The following is a 25,824-nucleotide window of genomic DNA, read 5'->3' on the forward strand; positions in this document are numbered from 1 at the left end:
TTGCGTAGCTTGCCGCCGCCTATCGTTGACCGCCTGGGATGGCATGGTGTTGTTTCGGAGCAGTCCGGCCCCACGTGAGGCTGATGCAACTCCCGCAGCACACCAGCAACTGACCTCTCACCATCGAGACCCATACCTATGAGCAAGACCCTCATCATTGCCGAGAAGCCCTCTGTCGCGAACGACATCGCGAAGACGCTCGGCGGCTTCACCAAGCACGATGAGTATTTCGAATCCGACGAGTACATCCTGTCCTCGGCCGTCGGTCACCTGCTGGAAATCGCAGTTCCCGAGGAATACGACGTCAAGCGCGGCAAGTGGAGTTTTACCCACCTGCCGATGATTCCGCCGCACTTTGCGCTCAATCCGATTGCCAAGACCGAGTCGCGCCTGAAGGTGCTCTCCAAGCTCATCAAACGCAAGGATGTCACCACCCTCATCAACGCATGTGACGCGGGCCGCGAAGGTGAACTGATCTTCCGCCTGATCGCGCAATACACCAAGGCCAAGCAGCCGGTGAAGCGCCTGTGGCTGCAATCGATGACGCCCGGCGCCATCCGCGAGGGCTTCGCCCATCTGCGCGATGATGAAGAAATGCTCCCGCTGGCCAATGCCGCGCGCTGCCGCAGCGAAGCCGACTGGCTGATCGGCATCAACGGCACCCGCGCCATGACCGCCTTCAATTCCAAGGAGGGCGGCTTCTATCTGACCACCGTGGGCCGCGTGCAGACGCCGACCCTGTCCATCGTGGTCGAGCGTGAAGAGAAGATCAAGAAGTTCATCCCGCGTGACTACTGGGAAGTGCACGCCGAATTCGTCTGCGCTGCCGGCATCTACAAGGGCCGCTGGCTGGACAAGGGCCACAAGAAGGATGAAGCCGATCCCGAGAAGCGTCCCGAGCGCCTGTGGAGCAAAGCCGCAGCGGATTCCATCGTGGCCGCCTGCCGCGACAAGCCGGGCAATGTCACCGAGGAATCCAAGCCGACCACGCAGATGTCGCCGGGCCTGTTCGACCTGACCAGCCTGCAGCGCGAGGCCAACTCGCGCTTCGGCTTCTCGGCCAAGAACACCCTGGGCCTGGCCCAGGCGCTGTATGAAAAGCACAAGGTGCTGACCTATCCGCGTACCGACTCGCGCCACCTGCCCGAGGACTACATCAACACGGTCAAGGACACCATGGAGGCGCTGGCGGAGAACAACAACTACCACCAGTTCTCCAAGCAGATCCTCAAGCAAGGCTGGGTCAAGCCGAACAAGCGCATCTTCGACAACACCAAGATCAGCGACCACTTCGCCATCATCCCGACCACCCAGGTGCCCAAGAACCTGTCGGAGCCGGAACAGAAGCTCTACGACCTGGTGACGCGCCGCTTCATGGCGGTGTTCTTCCCGCCGGCCGAGTTCCAGGTGACCACCCGCTTCACGGAAGTGTCGGGCCACCAGTTCAAGAGCGAAGGCAAAGTCATGATCAACCCCGGCTGGCTGGCCATCTACGGCAAGCAGGTCGAGGAAGACGACAAGGACAAGGAAGGCGGCGGCAACCTGGTGGCCGTGGCCCCGGGCGAGAAGGTCAAGACCGACAAGGTCACCGCCAATGGCCTGGTCACCAAGCCGCCCGCCCGCTACACCGAAGCCACGCTGCTGTCGGCCATGGAAGGCGCGGGCAAGCTGGTGGACTCCGATGAACTGCGCGAAGCCATGGCCGGCAAGGGCCTGGGCACGCCGGCCACGCGTGCGGCCATCATCGAAGGCCTGCTCAACGAAAAGTACCTGCTGCGCGAAGGCCGCGAAATGATGCCTACCGCCAAGGCCTTCCAGCTGATGACGCTGCTGCATGGCCTGGGTGTGGATGAACTGACCGAACCCGAACTGACCGGCGAGTGGGAACACAAGCTGGCCCAGATGGAGCGCGGCAAGATCAGCCGTGACGAGTTCATGCGCGAGATCGCGCAGATGACCCAGATCATCGTCAAGCGCGCCAAGGAATACGACAACGACACCATCCCCGGCGACTACGCGACCCTGCAGACGCCTTGCCCCAACTGCGGTGGCGTGGTGAAGGAAAATTACCGTCGCTTCGCCTGCACCAAGTGCGAATTCTCGATGAGCAAGGTGCCCGGTGGCCGCCAGTTCGAAATCGCCGAAGTGGAAGAGCTGCTGCAGAACCGCACCATTGGTCCGCTGCAGGGCTTCCGCTCCAAGATGGGCCGTCCGTTTGCGGCCATCCTGAAGATTTCGCGCGACGAAGAGATCAAGAACTTCAAGCTGGAATTCGACTTCGGCCAGGACCAGGCCGATGGCGAAGGCGGCGAGCCGGTGGACTTCAGCGAACAGACCCCGCTGGGCGCCTGCCCCAAGTGCGGCAGTGGCGTCTACGAAATGGGCCTGGCCTATGTCTGCGAGAAGACCGTGGCCAAGCCCAAGGCCTGCGACTTCCGCAGCAGCCGCATCATCCTGCAGCAGGAGATCCTGCCGGAGCAGATGGCCAAGCTCCTCAACGACGGCAAGACCGACCTGCTGCCGGGCTTCATCTCGCAACGGACGCGCCGGCCTTTCAAGGCCTTCCTGGTGCGCGGCAAGGATGGCAAGATCAGCTTCGAGTTCGAGGAACGCAAGGCCAAAGCTCCCGCCAAGGGCAAGGCTGCAGCAGCGGACGCCGATGACGGTGCCGACGAGGCAGTAGCCAAGCCGGCCGCCAAGAAGACGGCGACCAAGACGGCGGCCAAGACCACGGCCACCAAGACCAAGGCGGCAGCGGCCAAGAAGCCGGCCCTGCGCAAGGCGACGCCGAAAAAGGCTGCGGCTCCGGACGCCTGATCCTCCGGCGCCAGAAACGAAAAAGCCCTCGCACTTTACGGTGCGAGGGCTTTTTCTTGGCGAGGCCGATCTGGTTCGGCGGCTGCTTAGTCGCCGTACACCACCGTCAACGGCGCATGATCCGAAAAGCGCTGTTCCTTGTAGATCGCCGCACTGACCGCCTTGGCCGCAATGCCCGGCGTGGAGACGTGGTAATCGATACGCCATCCCACGTTGTTGGCCCGGGCTTGGCCGCGGTTGCTCCACCAGGTGTAGGCTTCGCCGGTGGTCTCCGGATGCAGGCGGCGATACACGTCCACCAGGCCCAGCTGGTCGAAGATGCGCGTCATCCAGGCGCGTTCTTCAGGCAAAAAGCCTGAATTCTTCTGGTTGCTCTTCCAGTTCTTCAGGTCGATTTCCTTGTGGGCGATGTTCCAGTCGCCACAGATGACCACTTCGCGACCGCTCTTTTCCAACTCCATCAGGTGCGGCAGGAAGGCTTCCATGAAGCGGAACTTGGCTTCCTGGCGTTCCTCGCTGGACGAACCCGAGGGCGCATAGAGCGAGATCACGGTCAGGTCGCCGTAGTCGCATTCGACATAGCGGCCTTCGTCATCGAATTCGGTATTGCCGAAGCCGATGCGCACCGAATCCGGCTGGCGGCGGCTGTAGACGCCCACGCCCGAGTAGCCCTTCTTCTGGGCGTAGTGGAAATGGCCGACATAGCCGGCCGGGGCCAGGAAGTCTTCGGTCATGTCGGCCGCCTGGGCCTTCAGTTCCTGCACGCAGACGAAGTCCGGCGCTTCCTTTTGCAGCCACTCGAAGAAGCCCTTCTTGGCGGCCGAACGGATTCCGTTGAGGTTGGCGGAGACGATTTTTGGCATGGATGTCCTGTTTGCTTGCTGCAGAAGTGTGTTCAATCAGGCCGGTAGCATAACCGATAGGATGAATCATTTAAAATGTCGGCCTGATGAAGGCTTTGCCACCGCGCAGCCTTGCCTGGCGGCAAGCGGGCGCGGTCCGCACCTTCCGTTTTGACTCTTCCCGGGAAATGCATTGTGAGCAACTTGAGACAGGAATTCATCGAATTCGCGGTATCGGCCGGCGTGCTGCGCTTTGGCGAATTCGTCACCAAGGCGGGCCGTACCTCGCCTTACTTCTTCAACGCCGGCCTCTTCAGCGAGGGCGCGACCCTGGCCCAGGTGGCCCGCTTCTACGCCCAGACCCTGCAGGATTCGGGCGTGGAATATGACATGCTGTTCGGCCCCGCCTACAAGGGCATCACCCTGGCCTCGGCCACCGCGGTGGCGCTGGCCGGCATGGGCCGCAATGTCCCCTTTGCCTTCAACCGCAAGGAGGCCAAGGACCACGGCGAAGGCGGCACCATTGTCGGTGCCAAGCTGCAGGGCAAGGTCGTCATCATTGATGACGTCATCTCGGCCGGCACCTCGGTGCGCGAGTCGGTGGACATGATCCGCGCCGCCGGTGCCACCCCCTGCGCCGTGCTGATCGCGCTGGACCGCATGGAGCGCTCGGGCAAGGATGGCGCACTCTCCGAACTGTCGGCCGTGCAGGAAGTGGCGCGCGAGTACGATATGCCGGTCATCTCCATCGGCAACCTCAATGACCTCTTCGAGTACATCTCCAACGGCGGCGATGCTCGCCTGAGCCAGTACAAGGATGCGGTAGCAGCGTATCGGACCCGTTACGGCGTCTAAGTGCCCTGGAACTGCCGCTAAAAGGCATTAAATGAAGAAAAAGGCTGGATCCGCGAGGTTCCAGCCTTTTTTGCGTGGGCGTTGGAAGGTTTATGCCAAATTCTGAGGCACGGTGGTCACGCGCTGGCGCTGCAGGCGGTCATCAAGCTCGCCGACCTGGGCCGCAACGGCGTTCTCGGTCTGTTCCACGCGCTGGTGGATGTCACGCTGCAAGGCATCCAGACGCTGTGCCAGCAGGGTTTGCTGTTCGGTCTGGCGGCGTTGCAGCTGTTCCAGCTCGGTCTTCAGGTAGCCGCGCAGGTCATTGAAGCGCGAATGCTCGGCCTGGTCGGCCAGGGCGCGCTGGGCTTCCAGCTGCTTGGTCAGGCGGCGGCTTTCCAGCATCACGCTGGTCTGCAGGGCCAGGATGTAGAGCAGGAAGAAGGCCGTCAGCACCACCACCACGCCCAGCATCACCGCGCCCAGCGGTGCCTGGAATTCGGTGTAGATCAGCGAGAGCGTGGTCGTGGCCGTAAAGGCCGTCCAGTTGACGGCGGCGAAGATGGCGACCAGCGCCAGCAGCACGATGAGGAAAATGGTCCGGAATTTCATGTCAGCCTCCTTTGTTGTGAAGGTGTCGGCAGAGGCACGCGAGCGCTTGTCATGACGACGATATGAATATCTTGGACTACGGCAAGCACGGGGATGTTCCGTGCAGTTGTCATCCTGCAATCAGAAATGAAAAAGCCGGCACGGAGCCGGCTTGCAAGCGGGGAAGAGCGCTGCGGGCTCAGGCAGCCAGCGCCTTTTCCAGCAACTGGTGCAGTTCGGCGAACTGCGGCTCACCGACATAGCGCTTGATGATGTTGCCATCCTTGCCGATAACGAAGGTGGTCGGGGTCAGCTTGACGTCGCCGAAGGCCTTGGCCAGCGTGTCTTGCGGGTCCAGCGCGACCTTGAAGGGCAGCTTGCGGGTTTCGGTGTAGTTCAGCACGTAGTTGGGCGGGTCATAGCTCATGGCGACGGCCACGAAGTCCAGGCCACGGTCCTTGAACTTGTTGTAGGTGTCGATCATCTGCGGCATTTCGCCCACGCAGGTGGTGCAGCTGGTGGCCCAGAAATTGACCATGACCACCTTGCCGCGCAAATCCTTCAGTGCCACCTGCTGGCCATCGAGCTTGGTGAAGGTGACGTCGGGCGCGGCATTGCCGGCATTGACCTTGAAATAGGCGAAGGCGGCGACAGCGGCCACCACCAGGACGGCTGCCAGCTTGATCATGAGACCGCTCTTGGGCGCGTTGGCCTGTGCTTGCATGGGAAACTCCGGATCCGGACTGCGGGAAGAGGCCTGCCACTGCATACGGCAGCCTCGTTGAACTGAAGCATTATAGACCTCGCCGCAGAATTCTGCGGGCGGCCCCTGCACGTGAAAACCGCCGGACTCGCCGGCGGTTTGACCTGCATCAGCTACGCAGCTGCCATCAGCTGGTGGCCTTGTTCTCGCTGGCCGGCTTGCGCTGGTAGTCCTTCAGTTCGTCCTCGGTGATGTATTCGAACAGGGTCACGACCTTGTTCACACCGGAGACGCCGCTGGCGATCTGCGCCGCACGCTGGCCTTCACGTTGGGTCACGCGGCCCAGCATGTAGACGATGCCGCGCTCGGTGGTGATCTTGAAGGCGCTGGAGTACAGCGTCTTGTCGTCCACCAGGCTGGCCAGGACCTTGCTGGTGATGAGCGCATCGCTGGAGCGCGAACCGAAGCTGGACGACGGGCCCACTTCCAGTTCGTTGTACACCGTGTCGACGTTCTGGATGGCCTTGGTTTCACGCTCGGCGGCGGCCTTGGAGGCTTCGTCCGGCACTTCGCCCGAGAGCAGCACCTTGCGGTTGAAGGCCGTCACGTTGACGTGGGAGCCGGAGGCCACCACTTCGGGAATGCGGGCTTCGCCCTTGACCAGGATGGACTTGTCTTCCGTCTGCGCGCCCAGGGTGCGGCGGTCGGTGGCGGCGAAGGTGGTGGCCAGCGCACCGCCGGCAAACACCGCAAAACAGCCCTGCAGGCTCAGGGCCACCATGCCGCCGAGGGCCACGGCCGCCAGCGGGCGGCGCATACGGGTCAACAAGGATCGTGCATCACTCATTCGCATCATCTCCAAAAAGCGCGACGTCGATACCGTCGCAAATGCAGTGCAGCGACACCAGATGCACTTCCTGGATGCGCGCAGTGCGTTCATGCGGCACACAGATATGCACATCGGCGTCGTTCAGGACCTTGCCGATCTTGCCGCCACCCTTGCCGGTCAGGGCCACCACGCGCATGTCGCGTTCGTGCGCCACTTCGATGGCGGCCAGGATGTTGCCCGAATTGCCCGAGGTCGAGAAGGCCAGCAGGATGTCGCCGGCCTGGCCGAAGGCCTGGACTTGCTTCGAGAAAATTTCCTGGTAGCTGTAGTCGTTGCCGACGGCGGTGAGGATGGACGTATCGGTGGTCAGCGCCAGGGCCGGCAGCGGCAGGCGTTCGCGTTCGAAGCGGCCTACCAGTTCGGCGGCGAAGTGCTGGCTGTCGGCGGCCGATCCGCCATTGCCACAGGCAAGAATCTTGTTGCCATTCGACAGTGCAGTGAACATTAGTTCAATCGCCTGTTCGATCGGTTGGGCCAGAACACTGGCGGCCTTCATCTTCAGGTCGGCGCTTTCCTGGAAATGGGCGAGGATGCGGGGATTTGTCATAGTGCCTGCGATTATAGAGGACTTGAACGCGGCCAAGTCCGGGCAATTCGTAAAGAGAAGTTTCCGGAATCCGGTCGCACATGATACTCCAGCCGCCCGCTGTCGCGCCAAACCGTCCGCTGTTCAGGCCTCGATGGCGTTGCGCAGCCACTGCAACCGGCCGCCTTCCAGCGTGACCACGTCGAAGCGGCAGGCCGGCAGGCGCGCTTGTCCTTGCAGCCAGACCTGGGCGGCCACCAGCAGGCGCCGCTGCTTGGGCGGCGTGACGCTGGCGGCCGCACCGCCATAGGCGCTGCTGGCGCGGGCGCGCACTTCCACGAAGACGATGGTGCTGCCCTCACGCAGTATCAGGTCGATCTCGCCGCCCTTGCAGCGGAAATTGCGCTGCACCAGCTGCAGGCCCTGTGCCTGCAGGTAGGCCAGCGCCCGGTCTTCGCCGTCGTCCCCGGTGCGCTGGCGCGCCGTGCGCCGCAGCGAGCTGCCTGGCGCCATGATGGCCTCAGTACTGGTCGGCCATCGGCACCGGCCAGCCATCCTGGTAGACGGCCTGGGTTTCCTGGCGTTGGAAGAAGGTGGTGCCGCCGCTGACCATGTTCACGTTCAGCCGGCCGGTGACGCCGTCGATGTCGAAGCCGGATTGCTTCTGGGCGATGCCATAGGCCACCCGGTAGGCATCGATGCCCAGCGCGTACAGGCGCGCCAGGTCGGGATTGGGGCGCTCGTTGTCGTTGACCGCCGGACGCGGGTAGCGGGCCACGGCCACGTTGTCCGGCTGCAGCTGCCAGGGGATGTCGATCAGGCGCACGCCATCGAGTTCGGGCAGCTTGTCATTCGGGTTGTCACGCTTGAGGGTGAAGGGATTGATCTGCGAAGTCCCGTACAGCGGCAGCTCGTTGCCGACGGCGCTGCGCAGTTGCACGGTCTGCGCCGCATCCAGGGCGACGAAGATCAGGGCCGGCTTTTCCTGCTCCACGCGCTTGGCCAGTTGCGCCAGGCCGGGCGCGGAGAGGGCGTTGGAGGGCGTGCTCAGTTCCAGTGTTTCCACCTGCAGTCCGAGCTGGCGCGCGCGCAGCTGGAAGGAGCGGGCGGCGCGCTTCTGCCAGGCGGTGCCGGTGGAGATGGCGAAAATCTTGCCGGGGGCCTTTTCCTTCTCGACCCAGTTGGCGACCTGGCGCGCTTCCTCGTCGATGGACAGGCCCACGGCCAGCATCTGCGGTGGCAACTGCAATTCGGTTTCGCCATTCATGTCGGGCTGCGCCAGCGCCACCGTGGGTTTGCTCACGCGCCCGCTCTGCGCCACGGCGGTGACGGCGCTGCGCGAGAGCGGGCCGACCACGATGTCGAACTTGGCGGATGCGTCGTCATAGGCACGCTGCATGTCAGGCGCGGAGTCGCCGGTTTCGACGATGGCCAGTTGGATATTTTCCTTCTGGCGCGAATAGGCGGTCAGGAAGCCCGTGCGCACGGCATCGGAAGCCGCGCCGAAGGCACCGCTGCGCGAGGGCAGCAGCAGGGCCACGCGCACGGGTGTCGGGGTAGCTGGGGGTGGCGGCACAGCGGGTGCGCCGATGGCGGCTGATTCCATCTCCGGGGAGGTGCCCGGCGGCAGGGCCAGCGGGGCGGGGTCGGCAGCACCAGGCGTGGCAGCCTGGGCCAGCAGAGGTACACTGTCGGCTGCTGCGGCGCTGGCCGTGATCATCCATGGTGCCAGCATGCCTGCCAGCAGGGCCGCTTGCGCGGTCATTTTCTTCCAACTTGTGAACATCCCGCCCCCTCCAATGAATCAGAATTCCAGCGTCGCCGCCTCCATCCTGCAGGATGCCGCCCAGCAAAGCTATCCGGTGTCGGCATTATATGTGCTGGCCACGCCCATCGGAAACGTCTGCGACATCACCCTGCGCGGCCTGCATGTGCTGGCCATTGCTGACGCGGTGGCCTGCGAGGATACCCGCAATACCAGCCAGTTGCTGCAGCGTTATGGCCTTTCCAAGCAGTTGCTGGCAACCCACGAACACAATGAGCGCGAAGCCGCCGCCAAGATCATCGAACGCCTGCAGGCCGGCCAGCGCGTGGCCCTGGTCTCGGACGCGGGTACCCCGGCCATCTCCGACCCCGGCGCCCGTGTAGTGGACGCCGTGCGCGCCGCAGGGTTCCAGGTCATCGCCTTGCCCGGTGCCTCGGCGGCGGTGACTGCCTTGTCGGCCTCCGGCCTGACCGATGCCCGCTTCCACTTCGTCGGCTTCCTGCCAGCCAAGACCCGCCAGCGTGAGACCGCCTTGCAGGAACTGGTGGCGCTGCAGGCCGCGCTGGTGTTCTATGAGGCTCCGCACCGCATCGTCGAGACCGTGCAGTCCATGCTGCAGGTCTTCGGCCCCACCCGCCAGGTGGTGCTGGCGCGCGAGCTGACCAAACTCTTCGAGCACATCCACCGCTGCCCGCTGGGCGAGGCCGTGGCCTGGCTGGAGCAGGATGCCAACCGCCAGCGCGGTGAATTCGTGGTCTTGCTGGAAGGGGCGCGGCCGGTCGAGGGGGAAGATGCCGAGGGCGAGCGCGTCTTGCGCATCCTGCTGGAAGAGTTACCGGTCAAGCAGGCGACGGCATTGGCCGCGCAGATCACCGGCCAGAAAAAGAATGCCTTGTATGAACGCGCCCTGCAGATCCGCCAAGGCGCACAAGAGGACGAGGACGCCTGAAGCCGCACAGGCCCCCGGCTCAGCCCGTTCGGGCGATCAAATGAAGTTTTTTGCGGGGCCACCCCTGCATCGCCCGCCACGCCGCCCTGCGTTGAAATGCCTCTGCAGGGCGGGTGAAGAAAATTCCCAAAAACCGAAGTCGGCTCAACGCTCCACGATGAACGGCGTGCCGGCACTGCGCTGGCGCACCAGCATGGCCGCGTTCTGCGCTGCCGGACGGGTCGGGTAGGGGCCGGCATAGAGGCGATAGAGTCCGTTGACCTGCACCGCCTGCATGCTGTCGACGATGCCGGAGAGGCTGGGCAGCAGCTTGTCGCGCGCCACCAGGGCATTGGCTTCCTGCGAGTAGGCACCGAACTGCAGGTAATAGCCGGCCGTCAGCGGAACCGCTTGCGGCATGGCCGGCGAAGGGGCCGAGCCGCTGGCCACGGCATTGATGATGCCACCGCCCCCGGCCATGCCCGCGCCACCGGCGGCGCTGCTGGTGCTGGCGTTGATGGGCTGTACCGCCGCCACGGTCGGCTGCGGTGGCAGGCTTTGCGCGCTGACCGTATTGATTTCCACCGGTCCGGTGGAGACACCCTGTCCACCGGCCCCGGTATCGGCAGCCCGGTTGATCGGATCGGCCGCCGCCAGCGTGGTGCCGCCGCCATTGCGGCGTGCATCGGCCATGCGCTGGGCTTCTTCCGGCAGGATGCGCTCGACTTCCAGTTCGCTGCTGCCGGTGCCGAGGTAGCCGAGCTTGAGCGCGGCCGTGTAGGAGAGGTCGATGATGCGGCTGGAGTGGAAGGGCCCGCGGTCATTGATGCGCACGATGACCTGCTTGCCGGTCTTCAGGTTGGTCACCCGGGCGTAGGACGGGATGGGCAGCGTGGGATGCGCGGCCGTCATCTTGTACATGTCGTAGAGTTCGCCCGAAGAGGTCTTCTGGCCATGGAATTTCTTGCCATACCAGCTGCCCACGCCGCGCTGGATGAAGGGCTGGTTGTTGTCCGTGATCGGCACGTAGGTCTTGCCGAACACCGCATAAGGCCGGCTGGCGGCCTTGGAGACTGGTTCCACCTGGGGTTCGGCATCGGCCACGTCCAGGAGGCCATCGGGGATGTGATCGCCCGGGCCGTCATCCTTGTAGTAGCCGCCGCGCCCCGAACCCGCCGCCGGCAGCGCCGGGACGTTGGAGGGCCGGGTACTGGCGGACTTGGTGGGGGTGGCCGGTGCCTGGGCGGTCTGGCGCGGGGCCTGCTGGGTGGTGCCGCAAGCGGCCAGCAGCAAGGGCAGCAGCAGCGTGCCCCAGCGCAGGGCGCGGCCCAGGGAGGCGCGCGGGTGGTGATGGTCTAGAGTGGGTGTTTCCATGGGCTGTCCTTGGTCAACAGTCGATGCGCGGGGCCTGGTGCTTGCGGGTCCCGGCCGGAATGTTCGCAACGATACCAGACTGCAATGCACCGAGGCTGACAACTCGTCAGTACAGCAAGTTCACGAATCCTCGCAAACTTGCCATTCCTGCAACAAGAAGGGTGTGCGTCCGGATCAGCTTTGAACCAGTTTGCGATGGCGCTGGATGCTCATCAGGATGCCTGCGCCCAGGCCCAGCGTGACCAGCGCGGTGCCGCCATAGCTCATGAAGGGAAGCGGGACGCCCACCACCGGCAGGATGCCGCTGACCATGCCCATGTTCACGAAGGCATAGGTGAAGAAGATCATCGTGATCGCCCCGCCCAAGAGGCGCGTGAACAGCGTAGGCGCATTGGCCGTGATCATCAGGCCGCGCCCGATCAGGAGCAGGTACAGCACCAGCAGCACGCAGTTGCCGATCAGTCCGAACTCCTCCGAATAGACCGAGAAAATGAAGTCGGTGGTACGTTCGGGGATGAATTCCAGGTGGGTCTGGGTGCCCATGAGCCAGCCCTTGCCCGTGACGCCCCCGGAGCCGATGGCAATGGTGGACTGGATGATGTGGAAGCCCTTGCCCAGCGGATCGGAGGTCGGGTCGATGAGCATCATGACGCGCTGGCGCTGGTAATCGTGCATGAAGGACCACACCACCGGCAGGCTGGCCGCGCCTGCCACGAAGAGTCCCAGCAGGATCTTCCAGGGCAGGCCGGCAAAGAAGATGACGTAGAAGCCGGCCGCCAGCACCAGCAGACCGGTGCCCAGGTCAGGCTGGCGGATGATCAGAAAGCCCGGGATCAGCAGCAGGATCGCCGCCACCAGGAAGGCATCCCAGCGCAGCATGCCTTCGCGCTTCTGGAAGTACCAGGCCAGCATCAGCGGCATGGCGATCTTCATGATCTCGGAAGGCTGCACCACCATGCCGATGTTGAGCCAGCGGCGCGAGCCCTTCTTGATGATGCCGAACAGCGCCACCGCGATGAGCAGCGTCACCCCCACCGTATAGACCGGCACGGCCAGCCGCAGCAGCAGCTGGGGCGAGACGTTGGCGGCTACCCACATGACGATGAAGGCCACCAGGATGTTGCGCAGCTGGTCTTCCACCCGGCCGGGGAAGTTCATGCCAGCCGAATAGAGGGTGACGATGCCCACCGACAGGATCAGGAACACGATCAGCGACAGCGCGCCGTCGAACACCGTCAGGTGCGGCTTGATGATTTGCCACAGGGGCGGACGTTGCAGGCTCATGCCGGCTCCTCGTGCGTACTGCTTGTTGCGATGTCAGGCCTCATTCCTGCACATCCGGCTGGACCGTCGGCGTATTGCTGCTGCCGGCGTCTTCGGAGGTGGAACCTTCGACCGGGGTATCCGGGCTCACCGCCTCGGGCGCGACCGACTTGATCGGCTCATTGGGGCGCTTGCCCAGCATGAAGTAATCCATGGCCTTGCGTACCAGCGGGGCGGCCACGCCGGCGCCCCAGCCACCGTTCTCGACGACGGCCGCAATGGCGATGCGCGGCGCGTCGGCCGGCGCAAAGCCGATGTAGAGGCCGTTGTCGTGGTAGATGCGCGAAAGCTTCTTGGAATCATACTTCTGGTTCTTGGCGATGTTGACCACCTGCGCCGTCCCGGTCTTGCCGCCCGACTCGTAGGGCGCGCCCCAGAAGGCGGCTGCGCCCGTGCCTTCCTTGACCACGCCCACCATGGCGCGCTTGATGAAGTCGATGTTTTCCTGCTTCAGCGGGATGCGATAGCTTTCCTTGGGCACGGTCTCTGTGCGCTCGTGGGACACCCCGTCCTCGATGATCTTGACCAGGTGCGGCTTCATCACCACGCCATTGTTGGCCAGGATGGAGGTCGCCTGCGCCAGTTGCAGCGGGGTGAAGCTGTTGTAGCCCTGCCCGATGCCCAGCGAGACGGTGTCACCGGCGATCCAGCGTTTCTGCTCGGGTTTGCGGAAGGCGGTGCGCTTCCACTCGGTAGAGGGCAGGATGCCGCGCTTCTCGTGCTCCAGGTCGATACCGGTGATCTGGCCGAAACCGAAGGGCTTCATGAAGTCATGGATGGCATTGACCCCCATGTCATTGGCCAGCATGTAGTAATAGGTGTCGCAGGAGATGGCGATGGAGCGGTACATGTCCACCACGCCGTGGCCACCTTCCTTGTCGTCGCGGAAGCGGTGATTGCCCAGCACGAAGAAGCCCGGATCGCGGATGGCATCCTGCGGGCGGCGCTTGCCCAGTTCCAGCGCAGCCAGCGCCATGAAGGGCTTGTAGGTCGAACCAGGCGAATAGAGGCCCGACAGCGGGCGGTTCAGCAGCGGACGGTCGGGCGACTTGTTCAACTCATCCCAGCTCTGCTGGTCGATGCCTTCGACGAACAAGTTGGGGTCGTAGGAGGGCTGGGAGACATAGGCCAGAATGTCGCCGGTGGCCGGGTTGATCGCCACCAGCGCGCCCTTCTGGTCGCCGAAGGCTTCTTCGACCACCTTCTGCAGCTCGATGTCGATGGACAGGATCAGGTTCTTGCCGGGCGTGGCCGGGGTGCGCGAGAGCGAGCGCACGGCGCGTCCGCTGGCCGAGATTTCCACTTCCTCGTAGCCGGTGGTGCCGTGCAGCTGGGTTTCGTAACTCTTTTCCAGGCCTTCCTTGCCGATGTAGTCGGTGCCGTTGTAGTTGGCTTCGTCGTCGGAGTCGGCGATGCGTTCGGCATCGCGCTGACTGATGCGGCCGATGTAGCCGATCACGTGCGCAGCAGTCTTGCCGTAGGGATACTGGCGGAACAGGCGGGCCTGCACTTCCACGCCGGGGAAGCGATAGCGCTGGGCGGTGAACTTGGCCACTTCCTCATCGGTGAGGCGGGTGCGGATGGGCACGCTCTCGAAGTTCTTGGATTCTTCCTGCAGGCGGCGGAAGCGGCGACGGTCGCGCTGCTGGATTTCCACGATGGTGCCCAGCTCATCGATGAGGTCATCGATGTTGGTCTTGATCTTGGAGGGCGTGATTTCCAGCGTGTAGGCCGAATAGTTGCGCGCCAGCACTACGCCGTTGCGGTCCAGGATCAGGCCGCGGTTGGGCACGATGGGCACCACCGAGATGCGGTTTTCCTCGGCCTGGGCGGCGTAGGCGTCGTGGCGCACCACCTGCAGCCACAAAAAGCGCGCCAGCAGCAGGCTGAAGCACACCAGTACCAGGACGCTCGCAGCCAGCAGGCGCATCCGGAACAGCCTCAGCTCATGCGCGGTATTCTTGAATTCGGTCATGCTGCTTGCACCTGGCCCCTCAGATGGGGCGGTTCTCGTCGCGGTCCACCGCGCGGCGCTGCGGCGCCAGCAGCAGGACGCTTACCACCGGCCACAGCAGGGCCGAGACCAGGCTCTCGCTGAAATAGAACCAGTCCGGCGACTTGCCCGTCACCAGCAGCTGGATCACCAGTTGCACCGCCTGCGCCAGCAGCATCAGCGGCAGCACGTGCAGCGCCTGGGTGCGCAGCGGGAACCACAGCACGCGGCGGTGGATCATGATGGCGAAATACGACAGCAGGGTGTAGGCCAGCGCGTTCTCGCCCAGCAGCGTGGCTTCGTTCACATCCATCAGCAGGCCCATCATGAAGGCCACGCTGATGCCGACCTTGCGCGGCTGGTGGATGTTCCAGAACACCAGCGCCAGCGCCACGAAGTCGGGCACGCCGACCATCTGCCCCCAGGGCATCAGGTTCAGCACGAACGCCACGATGAGGCTGAAGGCGATGAACAGCGGACTGGCCGGCAGGAGGATGTATTGGTTGTTCATCGTGCGGATTCCTTGGCGGCCGGTTTGGCGGTGGCGGCTGCTGCAGCCGGCGCGGCCGGGGTAGCTGAAGCGGCCGCTGCCGCAGGCTTGGCCGGCGGTGTCACGTTGGCGGCGCCCTTGCGGTCTTCGGCGGGCTTGTCCTTGGGCGTGGCGTTGGCATCCTCGGCGCTATTGTCGCGGGTGCTGTCACGCAGGCGGCGCTTGAAGAGCTTGGCCGATTTTTCATCGATCACGTCCGGCTCCGGACGCGGCGGCAGGTTCTGTTCCACCAGCAGGATCAGCAGCTGGCGATGACGGTCGATGCCGGCCAGCGGACGGCACACGATGCGCGCGAAAGAGTCCGCCGAACGGGTTTCCACCAGCGCCACGCTGGCCACCGACAGGCCCGGCGGATAGACACCGTCGATGCCCGAGGTCACCAGCACGTCACCCTTCTGGATATCGGCGTTGGCCGGCATGAAGCGCAGGTCCAGCGCGCCGGTCTGGCCGCGGCCGTAGGCCACGCTGCGCAGGCCGTTACGCAGTACCTGCACCGGGATGGCCTGGTCCTTGTCGGTCAGCAGCGTCACTTCGGAGGAGAACGGGAATACCCGCGTCACCTGGCCCACGATGCCGACCTCGTCGATGACCGGCTGGCCGGCCGTGACGCCCTGTTGCGAACCGCGATTGAGGATGATCTTGCGGGTGAAGGGATCGCGCGCATCGTAGAGGATCTCGCCGACGATGGACTTGACCGGCACCTTCTGCTGCATGTCCAGCAGCTTGCGCAGCTGCACGTTCTCGGCCGCCAGCAGGCGTTCCTGCTGCATCAGCTGGGCGTTGACGATCTGCTGCTGGCGCAGCTCGCGGTTTTCCTTCTGCAGCGAGGCCAGCGAAGAGAAGTATTCGGACGAATTGGTGAAGGCGTCGCGCGGCACCATGGCCACCGTCTGGAACGGATAGAGGGCCGTGCCCAGCGCCTGGCGCAGCGTGCCCAGCACGTGCATGCGGGCGTCGACCACCAGCATCACGACCGAGATCAATGCAAAGACGGTCACGCGCACCCGGGCCGAAGCGCCCTGCTTGAAGAGTGGTGGGATTTCCATGGCGTCAGGCCGACTGCAGGGTCACACCAGGTGACCGGCTGCAGGCGGATAACTCACTTCCTGCGTCGAAAACGGTAACAAAAAGGGGAGCCGAGGCGCTCTGGCGACCCCGTACCCGCCGACGCTGCATCGGGTGCGCACGCGGGGTGCGCATCCTGTGGCTGGTCGGTGTGAACGGCGTCATATCGAACGGTTCGGTTCCCCACTCATCCGGCAGTACATCGCTGCCGGTTCATGCTTTGCTGCCCGGGCCTGCTGTCCGGCAGGCCCATGTACCTTGATACTGCTGTACTTTGGTGCTGTGGCTGTTCTGCGACTTTCGGCCGGCTTATTCAGCCGAGAAGATCGAACCCAGCTTGTCCATGCGGTCCAGTGCCATGCCCGAGCCGCGCACCACGCAGGTCAGCGGATCTTCGGCCACGATCACCGGCAGGCCGGTTTCTTCCATCAGCAGGCGGTCCAGGTCGCGCAGCAGGGCGCCGCCACCGGTCAGCATCATGCCCTTTTCGGCGATGTCGGCACCCAGTTCCGGCGGGGTCTGTTCCAGCGCGTTCTTGACGGCCGAGACGATGTTGTTCAGCGGATCGGTCAGGGCTTCCAGGATTTCATTGCTGGAGATGGTGAAGGAACGCGGGATGCCTTCGGACAGGTTGCGGCCCTTGACTTCCATTTCCTTGACTTCCGACCCGGGGAAGGCCGAGCCGATTTCCTTTTTGATCGCTTCGGCGGTCTGTTCGCCGATGAGCATGCCGTAGTTGCGGCGGATGTAGTTGACGATGGCTTCGTCGAACTTGTCGCCGCCCACGCGCACCGAACCCTTGTAGACCATGCCGCCCAGCGAGATGATGCCCACTTCGGTGGTGCCGCCGCCGATGTCGACCACCATCGAGCCGGTGGCGTCGGAGACCGGCAGGCCCGAGCCGATGGCTGCAGCCATCGGTTCCTCGATCAGGTAGACCTGGGATGCGCCCGCGCCCAGTGCGGATTCGCGGATGGCGCGGCGTTCCACCTGGGTCGAACCGCAGGGGACGCAGATGATGATGCGCGGGGAGGGGCGGAACAGCTTGGAGTCATGCACCATGCGGATGAATTGCTTCAACATCTGCTCGGTGACGGTGAAATCGGCGATCACGCCGTCCTTCATCGGGCGGATCGCCTCGATGTTGCCGGGCACCTTGCCCAGCATCTGCTTTGCTTCCTTGCCGACCGCCTGGATGGTCTTCTTGCCGTTGGGGCCGCCTTGCTGGCGGATCGCCACCACCGACGGCTCGTCCAGCACGATGCCATGGCCGCGCGCGTAAATCAGCGTGTTCGCGGTGCCGAGGTCGATCGCCAGATCGTTGGAGAAGTAACTGCGGAGAAATCCAAACATGAGTTGTCCTGATGCGCCCGCGAGGGGGCGCCTAGCTTTTTGATAGGGGGAGGTGTCCGTTCATGCTGCGGCGACGCGAAAATCAGGCGCCTGCAAGGCATTAATCCGACATTCTACCTTATAATTCTCGAGAAACCAGCAAGCCAGTTTGCCAAAAACGTCCGCTTTACGGGAGCTTCCGGCCGCCATCTGGCGCGGGTTTGCCGTTTTTCAAGCGATTCACGCCATGACCCGGTCGACCCGCCGCGCAAGCGAACTTGCCCCGGCAACGAGGCTGCGGAAAACGCCTTGCGGCCGCAGCGGCTACGGGTCTTCCAATTTCAACATCACGCGGCGCGCCCTGCGCGTCCTTTCGACCATGTCTCTAGTCCTTTCCGACGTCCAACGCATCGCCAAACTGTCCCAACTGGAGCTGACCCCGGCCGAGGCCGATGCCACCCTGGACAAGCTCAATGGCATCTTCGCCCTGGTGGAACAGATGCGGGCCATCGATACCTCCGGCGTGGAACCGCTGTCGCACCCGATCGCCGCCATCGAGCCGGCGCTGGCACTGCGTTTGCGCGAAGATGCCGTGACCGAATCCAATCGCCGCGAGGACTACCAGCAACCGGCCCCGGCCACCCAGGATGGCCTGTACCTGGTGCCCAAGGTCATTGAATGAATCCGGCGCTTCGCGCCAGCCACCGTCCGCTTCCGGCCCAGCCGGCCCGCAAGACCGCAGCGTAACCGACTCCATGCACAAGCTCACCCTCAAAGAACTGTCCGCGCAACTGCAAGCGCGCAAGATTTCCGCCACTGAACTGGCGACCCTTTTCCTGGACCGCATTGCGGCCAGCGACCTCAATGCCTTCCTGCATGTGGACCGCGACCTCACCCTGGCGCAGGCCAAGGCCGCCGATGTACGCCTGGCAGGCAATGATGCCGGTCCTTTGACCGGCGTGCCCATTGCACATAAGGACATCTTCGTCACCCGCAACTGGCGCACCACAGCGGGTTCGCGCATGTTGCAGGACTACGTGAGCCCCTTCGATGCCACCGTGGTGGAGCAGTTCAACGCGGCCGGTACCGTCACCTTGGGCAAGCTCAACTGTGACGAATTCGCCATGGGCTCCAGCAACGAGAACTCGTTCTATGGCGCGGTCAAGAATCCCTGGGACAAGACCGCCATCCCTGGCGGCTCCTCCGGCGGCTCGGCCGCTGCCGTGGCCGCGCGCCTGGCGCCGGCCGCTACCGCCACCGATACCGGCGGCTCGATCCGCCAGCCGGCCTCGCTGTGCGGCGTCACCGGCATCAAGCCGACCTATGGCAGCGTGTCGCGCTACGGCATGATCGCCTTCGCCTCCTCGCTGGACCAGGGCGGCCCGATCGCCAAGACGGCCGAAGACTGCGGCCTGCTGTTGAACGCCATGACCGGCTTCGATGAACGCGATTCCACCAGCCTGCAACGCCCCAAGGAAGATTTCACCCGCTCGCTGAACCAGAGCCTGCAAGGCCTGCGCATCGGCGTGCCCAAGGAATTCTTCGGTGCCGGCCTGGCCGCTGACGTGGAAGCGGCCGTGCGCGCTGCCCTGGCCGAGTTCGAGAAGCTGGGTGCGACCCTGGTCGAGATCTCGCTGCCCAAGACCGAGCTGTCCATTCCCGTGTATTACGTGATCGCCCCGGCCGAAGCCTCGTCGAATCTGTCGCGCTTCGATGGCGTGCGCTACGGTCACCGTGCCGCCGACTACAAGGACCTGGCTGACATGTACAAGAAGTCGCGCGCCGAAGGCTTTGGCGACGAGGTCAAGCGCCGCATCCTGGTTGGTTCCTATGTGCTCTCGCACGGCTACTACGACGCCTACTACCTGCAGGCCCAGAAGATCCGCCGCCTGATCGCCGAGGACTTCCAGCGCGCCCTGGCCGGCGAGAACCGCCAGTGCGACGTCATCATGGGCCCGGTCTCGCCCACCGTCGCCTGGGACCTGGGCGACAAGACCGACGACCCGGTGGCCAACTACCTGGCCGACATCTTCACGCTCTCCACCAGCCTGGCCGGTTTGCCGGGCATGTCCATTCCTTGCGGATTCGGACAGGGCGAGAAGAACGGCAAGCGTCCGGTCGGCCTGCAGATCATCGGCAATTATTTCGACGAAGCGCGCCTCTTGAACGTGGCGCACCAGTTCCAGCAGGCCACCGACTGGCACCTGCGCGAACCGGCCTGATCGCTGGCTCTCGTCAACTACAACAGCATTCGCAAGGACAACATCATGCAGTGGGAAGTCGTCATCGGCCTCGAAACGCACACGCAGCTTTCGACCCAATCCAAGATCTTCAGCGGCAGCTCGACCCGCTTCGGTGCCGAGCCCAACACCCAGGCCAGCCCGGTGGACCTGGCCTTGCCGGGCGTGCTGCCGGTCCTGAACAAGGGCGCGGTGGAACGTGCGATCCAGTTCGGCCTGGCCATCGGCGCCACCATCGCCCCGCGCTCGGTGTTCGCGCGCAAGAATTACTTCTATCCTGACCTGCCCAAGGGCTACCAGATCAGCCAGTTCGAGATCCCCGTGGTGCAAGGCGGCACCATGTCCTTCGCCGTCGAGAAGGACGGCAAGACCGAGATCAAGACCATCAACCTGACCCGCGCCCACCTCGAAGAAGACGCCGGCAAGTCCCTGCACGAGGACTACCAGGGCATGACCGGCATCGACCTCAACCGCGCCGGTACGCCCTTGCTGGAAATCGTCACCGAACCCGAGATGCGCAGCGCCGCCGAAGCCGTCGGCTACGCCAAGGCCCTGCATTCGCTGGTGGTGTGGCTGGGCATCTGCGACGGCAACATGCAGGAAGGTTCCTTCCGCTGCGACGCCAACGTCTCGGTGCGTCCGGTGGGCCAGGAGAAATTCGGCACCCGTTGCGAGATCAAGAACCTGAACTCCTTCCGCTTCCTGGAAGAGGCCATCAACTACGAAGTGCGCCGCCAGATCGAGCTGATCGAGGACGGTGGCACAGTGGTCCAGGAAACCCGCCTCTACGATCCGGACAAGAAGGAAACCCGTTCCATGCGCAGCAAGGAAGACGCGCAGGATTACCGTTACTTCCCCGACCCCGACCTGCCGCCGCTGGCCATCTCGCAGGAGTGGATCGAGCGCGTCAGGACCACCATGCCCGAGCTGCCCGCCGCGATGCGCGAGCGCTTCGTGGCCGATTATGCGCTGCCGGAATACGATGCCATGGTGCTTACGCAATCCAAGGGCATGGCCTCCTACTTCGAAGCTGTGGTGGCTGCCGCGGGCAAGGACCAGGCCAAGCCGGCCGCCAACTGGCTCATGGGTGACGTGGCCTCCACGCTCAACCGCGAAGACACCGACATCGCCGATGCGCCCGTGAAGGCCGCACAACTGGCGCTGCTGTTGAAGCGCATCGCCGACGGCACCATCTCCAACAAGATCGCCAAGGAAGTCTTTGCGGGCATGTGGGAAGCCAGGTCCGACAAGGATTCCCTGGCCGATGACATCATCGAAGCCAAGGGCCTGAAGCAGATTTCGGACAGCGGCGCGCTGGAAGCCATCGTGGACCAGGTGCTGGCGGCCAATGAAAAGTCGGTGGCGGAATTCCGCGCCGGCAAGGAACAGGCCATCAACGCCCTGATCGGCCAGGCCATGAAGGCCACGCGCGGCAAGGCCAATCCGGCGCAATTGACGGAACTGCTGCGCAAGAAGCTGGCGGGCTGATTCACGCCCGTTGCCTGGTAGCGCAACAAGTTGGTGGATGAACCCCACGCCTGGCAACGGGCGTGGGGTTTGTTATTGGGGGCTTGGAAAGAGGGGGCGATTTTAATATTTGAAATAGAGGCCGTTGTCTTCCTCATCCTCGTCATCCTCATCCGGTGCGCTCAGCCGTTTGGTTGACTCCCACAAATTGATGTCGGAGGGTGATGGAAACTCCAGCGCACGAAAGATCTTTTCTGCCAGCTTGGCGAACGGAAGCCATTTTCGAAGCATGGTGAAGCAAATTCCCGAGGTGATTATAATGCCGAGGAAGAGACCCCCCAGGGCTTCCCTTGAGGAAATAAATTTGATTCCTTGCTCCAGTGACTGCTTTCCGCCAAACAGAAATAAAAGAGAAAGCGCAGTGATGAAAATAGCGTTGGCAAACAAGGTCCGTCTCAGGGTTCCTTTGATGCAATGGGGGTAAAGCGCGATAGTTCGTTCTGCTGGTTTGTACAGAGCGAACAATTCGTAACTGCCACCTTGCTTCTTGATCACAGCTTCTACATAGTCGCCATCTTTGAATGGGCTGCCCCACAACCACCCATAGACACGACGTCCTTCCAACTCAAATTGAACATAATCGCCGATACCCTCCATGGAAGAGGCATAGTTCGACAGAGTCGCCGCTTGCCCCGAGTCGCCGACCAAGGCCGACAGAATCGCTCCGAGGCGCATGTTGCTCTGATCGCGTGCGGTGAAGAAGAAATTGGCTGTCTCGCGTGACTTTCTGAAATTCTTTATATGCCCTGATAATTTCTGAAAATCATTGCTGTTGGGGATGTCTATAAAGGCGGTCAACTTTTAACTTTGTGCTCGGATAGCCGGCTCTTCTAATATTTAAAATAGAGGCCGTTGTCTTCCTCATCTTCGTCATCCTCATCCTGTGCGGTTAGACGCTTGGTGGATTCCGACAAATTGACCTCGGCGGGTCGCGGAAAATCTAGAGCACGAAATATTTTTTCCGCGAGCTTTGCAAAGGGGAGCCATTTCCAAAGTATGGCGAAGCAAATACCAGTGGTGAGTGCGATGGCAAGCAAGAATCCCCACCTCGCTTCTATTGAAGAAATGAATTCTATCCGGTAGCTCAGCGACTGATTTCCGCCCAAAAGGATGATGAGGGAAATGGCTGTGAGAAAGAGAGCGTTGGTAACCAAGGTCTTTCTTACGGCGCTACGTAAGAAAGCACGCGTGCCTTTGATGCAATGGGGATAAAGGGCAATAGTGCGTTCCCCCGGTTTATACAAAGCGAACAGCTCGTAGCAGTTTCCTTGTCGTCTGACGGCGGCTTCTACATAGTCGCCGTCCTTGAAAGGACTTCCCCATAACCATCCACCGAGAGTACGCCCGTCAAGCTCAAGTTGAACATAGTCTCCGATGCCCTCCATGGAAGAGGCATAGTTAGACAGAGTCGCCGCCTGCCCGGAGTCACCGATCAAGGCCGACAGAATGGCTCCGAGGCGCATGTTGCTCTGATCGCGTGCAGTGAAGAAGAAATTGGCTGTCTCGCGTGACTTCCTGAAATTCTTTATATGGCCTGCCAATTTCTGAAAATCATCGTCGTTGGGGATGTCTATAAATTCGGTCATTTCTGTCTTTCAAAAATATATCCGCAATTCTTCCAATGTGGGATCTTCAAGAGATCCCCAAGCTCTCTCGGAATTCGCTTCCTTGGCAGGAGGTGCTAGCGCAAGCTCCACCAGGGCTTTGTTGAGAGCCAGCATTTGTTCCCTATTAGACGCGTACCCAGCGGGGGTCTCACGCTTTTCTCCAAATGAGCAGAGGGAGCACCAGACTTGCAACTCGTCGTCAGCGAAAATCCATATTAGGACTTGTAGGGCGAATAGTCCGATAGAGAGCGCCCCTCCCATCGTCATCAATAAACCCCTTGCTACAAGTAAAGGAACTTCCTTCTGACCTACCTTTTTTGCAGCGAGAAGAAGAACTGAATTAGTAGTTAAATGACGTATATATGGGGCAGAGTAAGTGAATGCAGTTGCTATGGAGATGATTGTGCTAGCTACTCCTGCGCCGGTTTTCAATACGTATAAAAAGCTAACTCCCCACTGCTTTCTATCCGCAGCCTTAGCAAATTCCTCATAGTCCAAATAAGCCCCAATCGTCGATCCCCCGGCACTCAACAATCCCCCCGCCAACTTCAACCGCTGATAGCTCCAGAGCGAAGCGCCCTTGTCAAAATCACCTGCCGCATCCTGCGCAATCCCTTTCACCAGCGTCGCCGTGATATCGAACAGGCCCGCCGTAATCGTCATGCCTGAAGCGGCCAGCGCCAGCCAGCTTTTCTTGTCATTCTTCTTCAGGACTTCGCCCATCATCTTGGCGAAGTTGCCCCCCTCGATGAACATGACCAGCAGGTTCAACCGGATGTCCTTGACGGCATTGGTGTGCGTGCCGCTGTTCTTGAATCCTTCCCAGGCCGCGCGCAACTTCTCCGCCTGCACCGTTCTCATCTCCGGCTTGTCTTCCATCAGGAAGGTCCGGGCCGTGCGCAGCCGCTCCATAGTCTGCTGTCGCGCAATGCCTTCTTCCTTCGATTGCACCCGTATCAGCTGCAGCGAGTCCGCCGGATCCACCAGCGCCCGGATGCTCAAAAGGTGCTGGATCATTTTCTCGCCCCCATAATCGAGCGCGCTGTCGATCCGGAATCGCCGCATGATGGCGTCACCCGTCGTCATGATCTGACGATCGATGCCCCGTGTGGGATATGCCTTGAGTGCGACATCGAAGGCCATCGACCCTTTCGCGGAGGCCGCCTTGTCGTTAGCGACGTAGAGGCTGTTAGCCTTCTTGTAGACGTCGGCTACCGACTTCAGGCTCTTTTGAAAGACGGTGTCCCAGCCAAGGCTGGACGCCAGCACCTGCTTGTCGTTGTGGGCGCTGGCCTCTTTCAGGTAGGCATCGAGTTCGTGCATCGCTTCGACCTGATTGAGCGCCATGGCCCTCCATAGCAGATTGCTCTCGGTGGCCTGCATGTCGTCCACCCAGGCGGCGATCTTGCGCTGACCAACCAGGCTGTGGTTCATGCCAAAGAGCGCACGGCCGACCTGATCGTCAAACACCATGCCGTCATGGACGTTCTTTCCATGAAACTCGCTGAAGGCGTCCAGCAGACTCTTCGATTCCAGCCAGAGCACCAGGTCTTCCGTCCGCTCCTCGGCGATGCGAGCGACCTCGTCCTGGAAAGCCTGGTAGTTCTTCTTGAATTTTTCCAGCAGCGGCTTGTCCAGCCGGCTTTCATATTTTTTCCATGCACCGGCACGCGCGTAGGCAACATTCTTGCGGCCCGCTTTTCCCCGTGCACGCACCAGTTCGTCAGCCTTCACGCGCACCTTTGCCAGTTCTTCGCTACGCTGCGGTTCAGGTAGTCGATTGACGCGGTGGAGCAGATGGTCAGGATCGATGACCCGGGGCGAAATGTCCGTCATGCGCAAGTCATCGATGAGGTCGCAGATTTCCTCAAGCTTCTGCCGCTCCTGCATCGGACGAGTCGCGGCACGGGCCCGTATCGGCCCGGTATCAGGTTGCCTGATAGGCTGTGCCTGCTGAACCGCCTCTTGAAATTGAGCCGCGCGTTCCCCCAGTACTTCCCGCAAGCCGTCAATGGTCATCATCGCCGAGACCTGCTGCTCCAGTTCGTCCACGTACTTTTCCGACCAACCGACCACGTCATTGCGATAGCCATTGAGCTCATGCACGATGCCTACCGCATCCCACAGCCCCATGATCATGGGCGGATGATCTTTTCCCTTTGCCTGCTTGCCGATCTGCTGCATCAGGCTAGCGATGGTCTCGCTCTGATCCGCACGGGAAAAGGAGACATGGACGGTGCTTTCCCGCGTGAGTACTTCCTTGAAGTAGCTGCCATCCTTGGCCGGCTTGCTGATGTTTCTCATGCCGCTTCTGTTGAGCGTGCCAGCGTCATACCGCGGGCGATATTCCAATATCTGCTCGATGTTGCGTTTGCTCGCGGCAAGCCCGTGACGATAGCCGCCAGCGGCTATCCAGGTCGCCGGCTCCAAGCACTGCATCCGGCGGTCACGGAGTTTGACGTCACGCTCAAAGTCGGCCAGTGTCTCCGCACTCCACATATGCTCGGAAAACGCCAGCCAGACTCGCTTGCAGTGTTGTGGCTCTTCGATCGTGATGACCGATGCCGGGAGATTGTGCCCATTGCGCGCGCACTGGGGTTCCTCGCTGACGAGCCGGATGGCGCTCGCCGATGGCATCTTCCATAGCGTGCCGGCCTCGGAGACCGCAAAGACTTCCCATTTGATGTGGCTGCCGCTGGGATGCTTCTCGTGGAAGAGATAGAGGAAACCCTGTCTCAAGGTGCGCAGCGCATAGTTGTGATTGCGCAGAGGAACCGTCAAGACCTTGTTGCCCAACGGAGCGGGGACAAATGCATCAACCTCCTTGGGGACCACGCAATAGCGTACCGGCAGGATGGCCAGACCGCTTTTGTTGCAGTTCGGGCAGGATGGATTCTGAGGATTGGTACAAGCCATGA

Annotated in this window: 22 protein-coding genes; 6 read left to right on the forward strand and 16 right to left on the reverse strand. The window is 62.4% G+C overall.

Going from position 1 to position 25,824, the window contains the following annotated elements; genetic code table 11:
* The first annotated feature begins 138 nt into the window (after positions 1-138).
* Positions 139-2,817: a DNA topoisomerase III gene (locus ACWHXP_RS21235; protein WP_134134206.1), complete on the forward strand. Its 2,679-nt coding sequence runs from the start codon at positions 139-141 to the stop codon at positions 2,815-2,817.
* Between the two features lie 86 nt (positions 2,818-2,903).
* Here the strand turns inward: ACWHXP_RS21235 and ACWHXP_RS21240 are convergent, their stop codons facing one another.
* Positions 2,904-3,680, reverse strand: a complete 777-nt coding sequence (locus tag ACWHXP_RS21240) for an exodeoxyribonuclease III (protein ID WP_489635116.1) — start codon at positions 3,678-3,680, stop codon at positions 2,904-2,906.
* Between the two features lie 174 nt (positions 3,681-3,854).
* Between ACWHXP_RS21240 and pyrE the strand changes: the two genes are divergently transcribed.
* Complete coding sequence (gene pyrE, locus ACWHXP_RS21245) at positions 3,855-4,514, forward strand: orotate phosphoribosyltransferase (protein WP_008333588.1); 660 nt, start codon at positions 3,855-3,857, stop codon at positions 4,512-4,514.
* Positions 4,515-4,604: 90 nt separating this feature from the next.
* Here the strand turns inward: pyrE and ACWHXP_RS21250 are convergent, their stop codons facing one another.
* The 6 genes from ACWHXP_RS21250 to ACWHXP_RS21275 form a co-directional block, all read right to left on the reverse strand.
* A complete protein-coding gene (locus ACWHXP_RS21250; protein ID WP_034340000.1) occupies positions 4,605-5,105 on the reverse strand; it encodes a LapA family protein in 501 nt (166 codons plus the stop codon).
* Between the two features lie 178 nt (positions 5,106-5,283).
* Positions 5,284-5,808: a peroxiredoxin family protein gene (locus ACWHXP_RS21255; RefSeq protein WP_034340016.1), complete on the reverse strand. Its 525-nt coding sequence runs from the start codon at positions 5,806-5,808 to the stop codon at positions 5,284-5,286.
* 166 nt (positions 5,809-5,974) lie between these two features.
* Entirely contained in the window at positions 5,975-6,634 is a 660-nt protein-coding gene (locus tag ACWHXP_RS21260; RefSeq protein ID WP_489635115.1) for a BON domain-containing protein, read from the reverse strand.
* On the reverse strand, positions 6,627-7,223 hold the full coding sequence (locus tag ACWHXP_RS21265) for a phosphoheptose isomerase (RefSeq protein WP_259433701.1): 597 nt from the start codon (positions 7,221-7,223) through the stop codon (positions 6,627-6,629). Before ACWHXP_RS21265 ends, ACWHXP_RS21260 begins: the two co-directional genes overlap by 8 nt.
* A gap of 123 nt (positions 7,224-7,346) precedes the next feature.
* Positions 7,347-7,715 (reverse strand): YraN family protein, encoded by a 369-nt coding sequence (locus ACWHXP_RS21270; protein ID WP_489624187.1) that lies wholly within the window; start codon positions 7,713-7,715, stop codon positions 7,347-7,349.
* Positions 7,716-7,722: 7 nt separating this feature from the next.
* Positions 7,723-8,988: a penicillin-binding protein activator gene (locus ACWHXP_RS21275; protein ID WP_121041256.1), complete on the reverse strand. Its 1,266-nt coding sequence runs from the start codon at positions 8,986-8,988 to the stop codon at positions 7,723-7,725.
* Positions 8,989-9,001: 13 nt separating this feature from the next.
* On the opposite strand from ACWHXP_RS21275, the gene rsmI reads away from it, so the two are divergent.
* Complete coding sequence (gene rsmI, locus ACWHXP_RS21280; RefSeq protein WP_489635114.1) at positions 9,002-9,916, forward strand: 16S rRNA (cytidine(1402)-2'-O)-methyltransferase; 915 nt, start codon at positions 9,002-9,004, stop codon at positions 9,914-9,916.
* A gap of 144 nt (positions 9,917-10,060) precedes the next feature.
* Here rsmI and ACWHXP_RS21285 read toward each other — a convergent pair whose 3' ends face one another.
* The 6 genes from ACWHXP_RS21285 to ACWHXP_RS21310 all read right to left on the reverse strand — a co-directional run bounded on the left by ACWHXP_RS21285 (position 10,061) and on the right by ACWHXP_RS21310 (position 17,553).
* Complete coding sequence (locus ACWHXP_RS21285; RefSeq protein WP_489624185.1) at positions 10,061-11,269, reverse strand: septal ring lytic transglycosylase RlpA family protein; 1,209 nt, start codon at positions 11,267-11,269, stop codon at positions 10,061-10,063.
* 174 nt (positions 11,270-11,443) lie between these two features.
* Positions 11,444-12,553, reverse strand: coding sequence for a rod shape-determining protein RodA (gene rodA / locus ACWHXP_RS21290; RefSeq protein WP_034340689.1), 1,110 nt, complete (start codon positions 12,551-12,553; stop codon positions 11,444-11,446).
* 40 nt (positions 12,554-12,593) lie between these two features.
* On the reverse strand, positions 12,594-14,567 hold the full coding sequence (gene mrdA / locus ACWHXP_RS21295; protein ID WP_489635113.1) for a penicillin-binding protein 2: 1,974 nt from the start codon (positions 14,565-14,567) through the stop codon (positions 12,594-12,596).
* 19 nt (positions 14,568-14,586) lie between these two features.
* The gene (gene mreD, locus ACWHXP_RS21300) at positions 14,587-15,096 is read right to left on the reverse strand and encodes a rod shape-determining protein MreD (protein ID WP_034340686.1); all 510 of its coding nucleotides are present in this window, start codon (positions 15,094-15,096) and stop codon (positions 14,587-14,589) included.
* Complete coding sequence (gene mreC / locus ACWHXP_RS21305; protein ID WP_489624183.1) at positions 15,093-16,181, reverse strand: rod shape-determining protein MreC; 1,089 nt, start codon at positions 16,179-16,181, stop codon at positions 15,093-15,095. Before mreC ends, mreD begins: the two co-directional genes overlap by 4 nt.
* Before the next feature lie 328 nt (positions 16,182-16,509).
* A complete protein-coding gene (locus tag ACWHXP_RS21310; RefSeq protein ID WP_006465688.1) occupies positions 16,510-17,553 on the reverse strand; it encodes a rod shape-determining protein in 1,044 nt (347 codons plus the stop codon).
* A gap of 358 nt (positions 17,554-17,911) precedes the next feature.
* On the opposite strand from ACWHXP_RS21310, the gene gatC reads away from it, so the two are divergent.
* The 3 genes from gatC to gatB all read left to right on the forward strand — a co-directional run bounded on the left by gatC (position 17,912) and on the right by gatB (position 21,260).
* Positions 17,912-18,214 (forward strand): Asp-tRNA(Asn)/Glu-tRNA(Gln) amidotransferase subunit GatC, encoded by a 303-nt coding sequence (gene gatC, locus ACWHXP_RS21315; protein ID WP_134134198.1) that lies wholly within the window; start codon positions 17,912-17,914, stop codon positions 18,212-18,214.
* 73 nt (positions 18,215-18,287) lie between these two features.
* Positions 18,288-19,754 (forward strand): Asp-tRNA(Asn)/Glu-tRNA(Gln) amidotransferase subunit GatA, encoded by a 1,467-nt coding sequence (gatA, locus tag ACWHXP_RS21320; RefSeq protein ID WP_034340678.1) that lies wholly within the window; start codon positions 18,288-18,290, stop codon positions 19,752-19,754.
* 45 nt (positions 19,755-19,799) lie between these two features.
* On the forward strand, positions 19,800-21,260 hold the full coding sequence (gatB, locus tag ACWHXP_RS21325; RefSeq protein WP_489624182.1) for an Asp-tRNA(Asn)/Glu-tRNA(Gln) amidotransferase subunit GatB: 1,461 nt from the start codon (positions 19,800-19,802) through the stop codon (positions 21,258-21,260).
* 102 nt (positions 21,261-21,362) lie between these two features.
* On the opposite strand, the gene ACWHXP_RS21330 is transcribed toward gatB, so the two are convergent.
* Genes ACWHXP_RS21330 through ACWHXP_RS21340 form a run of 3 tightly spaced genes read right to left on the reverse strand, consistent with a single transcriptional unit; the run spans position 21,363 to position 25,822 of the window.
* Positions 21,363-22,097, reverse strand: coding sequence for a putative type VI secretion system effector (locus ACWHXP_RS21330; protein ID WP_489635112.1), 735 nt, complete (start codon positions 22,095-22,097; stop codon positions 21,363-21,365).
* Positions 22,098-22,129: 32 nt separating this feature from the next.
* Positions 22,130-22,885, reverse strand: a complete 756-nt coding sequence (locus ACWHXP_RS21335) for a putative type VI secretion system effector (protein ID WP_489635111.1) — start codon at positions 22,883-22,885, stop codon at positions 22,130-22,132.
* A gap of 9 nt (positions 22,886-22,894) precedes the next feature.
* A complete protein-coding gene (locus tag ACWHXP_RS21340; protein ID WP_489635110.1) occupies positions 22,895-25,822 on the reverse strand; it encodes a T6SS effector BTH_I2691 family protein in 2,928 nt (975 codons plus the stop codon).
* Positions 25,823-25,824: the final 2 nt, after the last annotated feature.

This window comes from Herbaspirillum sp. Her2, from assembly GCF_057961375.1.

Excerpts from the sequence above, each read along its gene's own strand:
- ACWHXP_RS21235 (WP_134134206.1), top strand. The coding sequence starts at position 139 with ATGAGCAAGACCCTCATCATTGCCGAGAAGCCCTCTGTCGCGAACGAC.
- ACWHXP_RS21240 (WP_489635116.1), bottom strand. The coding sequence starts at position 3,680 with ATGCCAAAAATCGTCTCCGCCAACCTCAACGGAATCCGTTCGGCCGCC.
- ACWHXP_RS21250 (WP_034340000.1), bottom strand. The coding sequence starts at position 5,105 with ATGAAATTCCGGACCATTTTCCTCATCGTGCTGCTGGCGCTGGTCGCC.
- ACWHXP_RS21255 (WP_034340016.1), bottom strand. The coding sequence starts at position 5,808 with ATGCAAGCACAGGCCAACGCGCCCAAGAGCGGTCTCATGATCAAGCTG.
- ACWHXP_RS21260 (WP_489635115.1), bottom strand. The coding sequence starts at position 6,634 with ATGAGTGATGCACGATCCTTGTTGACCCGTATGCGCCGCCCGCTGGCG.
- ACWHXP_RS21265 (WP_259433701.1), bottom strand. The coding sequence starts at position 7,223 with ATGACAAATCCCCGCATCCTCGCCCATTTCCAGGAAAGCGCCGACCTG.
- ACWHXP_RS21270 (WP_489624187.1), bottom strand. The coding sequence starts at position 7,715 with ATGGCGCCAGGCAGCTCGCTGCGGCGCACGGCGCGCCAGCGCACCGGG.
- ACWHXP_RS21275 (WP_121041256.1), bottom strand. The coding sequence starts at position 8,988 with ATGTTCACAAGTTGGAAGAAAATGACCGCGCAAGCGGCCCTGCTGGCA.
- rsmI (WP_489635114.1), top strand. The coding sequence starts at position 9,002 with ATGAATCAGAATTCCAGCGTCGCCGCCTCCATCCTGCAGGATGCCGCC.
- ACWHXP_RS21285 (WP_489624185.1), bottom strand. The coding sequence starts at position 11,269 with ATGGAAACACCCACTCTAGACCATCACCACCCGCGCGCCTCCCTGGGC.
- rodA (WP_034340689.1), bottom strand. The coding sequence starts at position 12,553 with ATGAGCCTGCAACGTCCGCCCCTGTGGCAAATCATCAAGCCGCACCTG.
- mrdA (WP_489635113.1), bottom strand. The coding sequence starts at position 14,567 with ATGACCGAATTCAAGAATACCGCGCATGAGCTGAGGCTGTTCCGGATG.
- mreD (WP_034340686.1), bottom strand. The coding sequence starts at position 15,096 with ATGAACAACCAATACATCCTCCTGCCGGCCAGTCCGCTGTTCATCGCC.
- mreC (WP_489624183.1), bottom strand. The coding sequence starts at position 16,181 with ATGGAAATCCCACCACTCTTCAAGCAGGGCGCTTCGGCCCGGGTGCGC.
- ACWHXP_RS21310 (WP_006465688.1), bottom strand. The coding sequence starts at position 17,553 with ATGTTTGGATTTCTCCGCAGTTACTTCTCCAACGATCTGGCGATCGAC.
- gatC (WP_134134198.1), top strand. The coding sequence starts at position 17,912 with ATGTCTCTAGTCCTTTCCGACGTCCAACGCATCGCCAAACTGTCCCAA.
- gatA (WP_034340678.1), top strand. The coding sequence starts at position 18,288 with ATGCACAAGCTCACCCTCAAAGAACTGTCCGCGCAACTGCAAGCGCGC.
- gatB (WP_489624182.1), top strand. The coding sequence starts at position 19,800 with ATGCAGTGGGAAGTCGTCATCGGCCTCGAAACGCACACGCAGCTTTCG.
- ACWHXP_RS21335 (WP_489635111.1), bottom strand. The coding sequence starts at position 22,885 with ATGACCGAATTTATAGACATCCCCAACGACGATGATTTTCAGAAATTG.
- ACWHXP_RS21340 (WP_489635110.1), bottom strand. The coding sequence starts at position 25,822 with ATGGCTTGTACCAATCCTCAGAATCCATCCTGCCCGAACTGCAACAAA.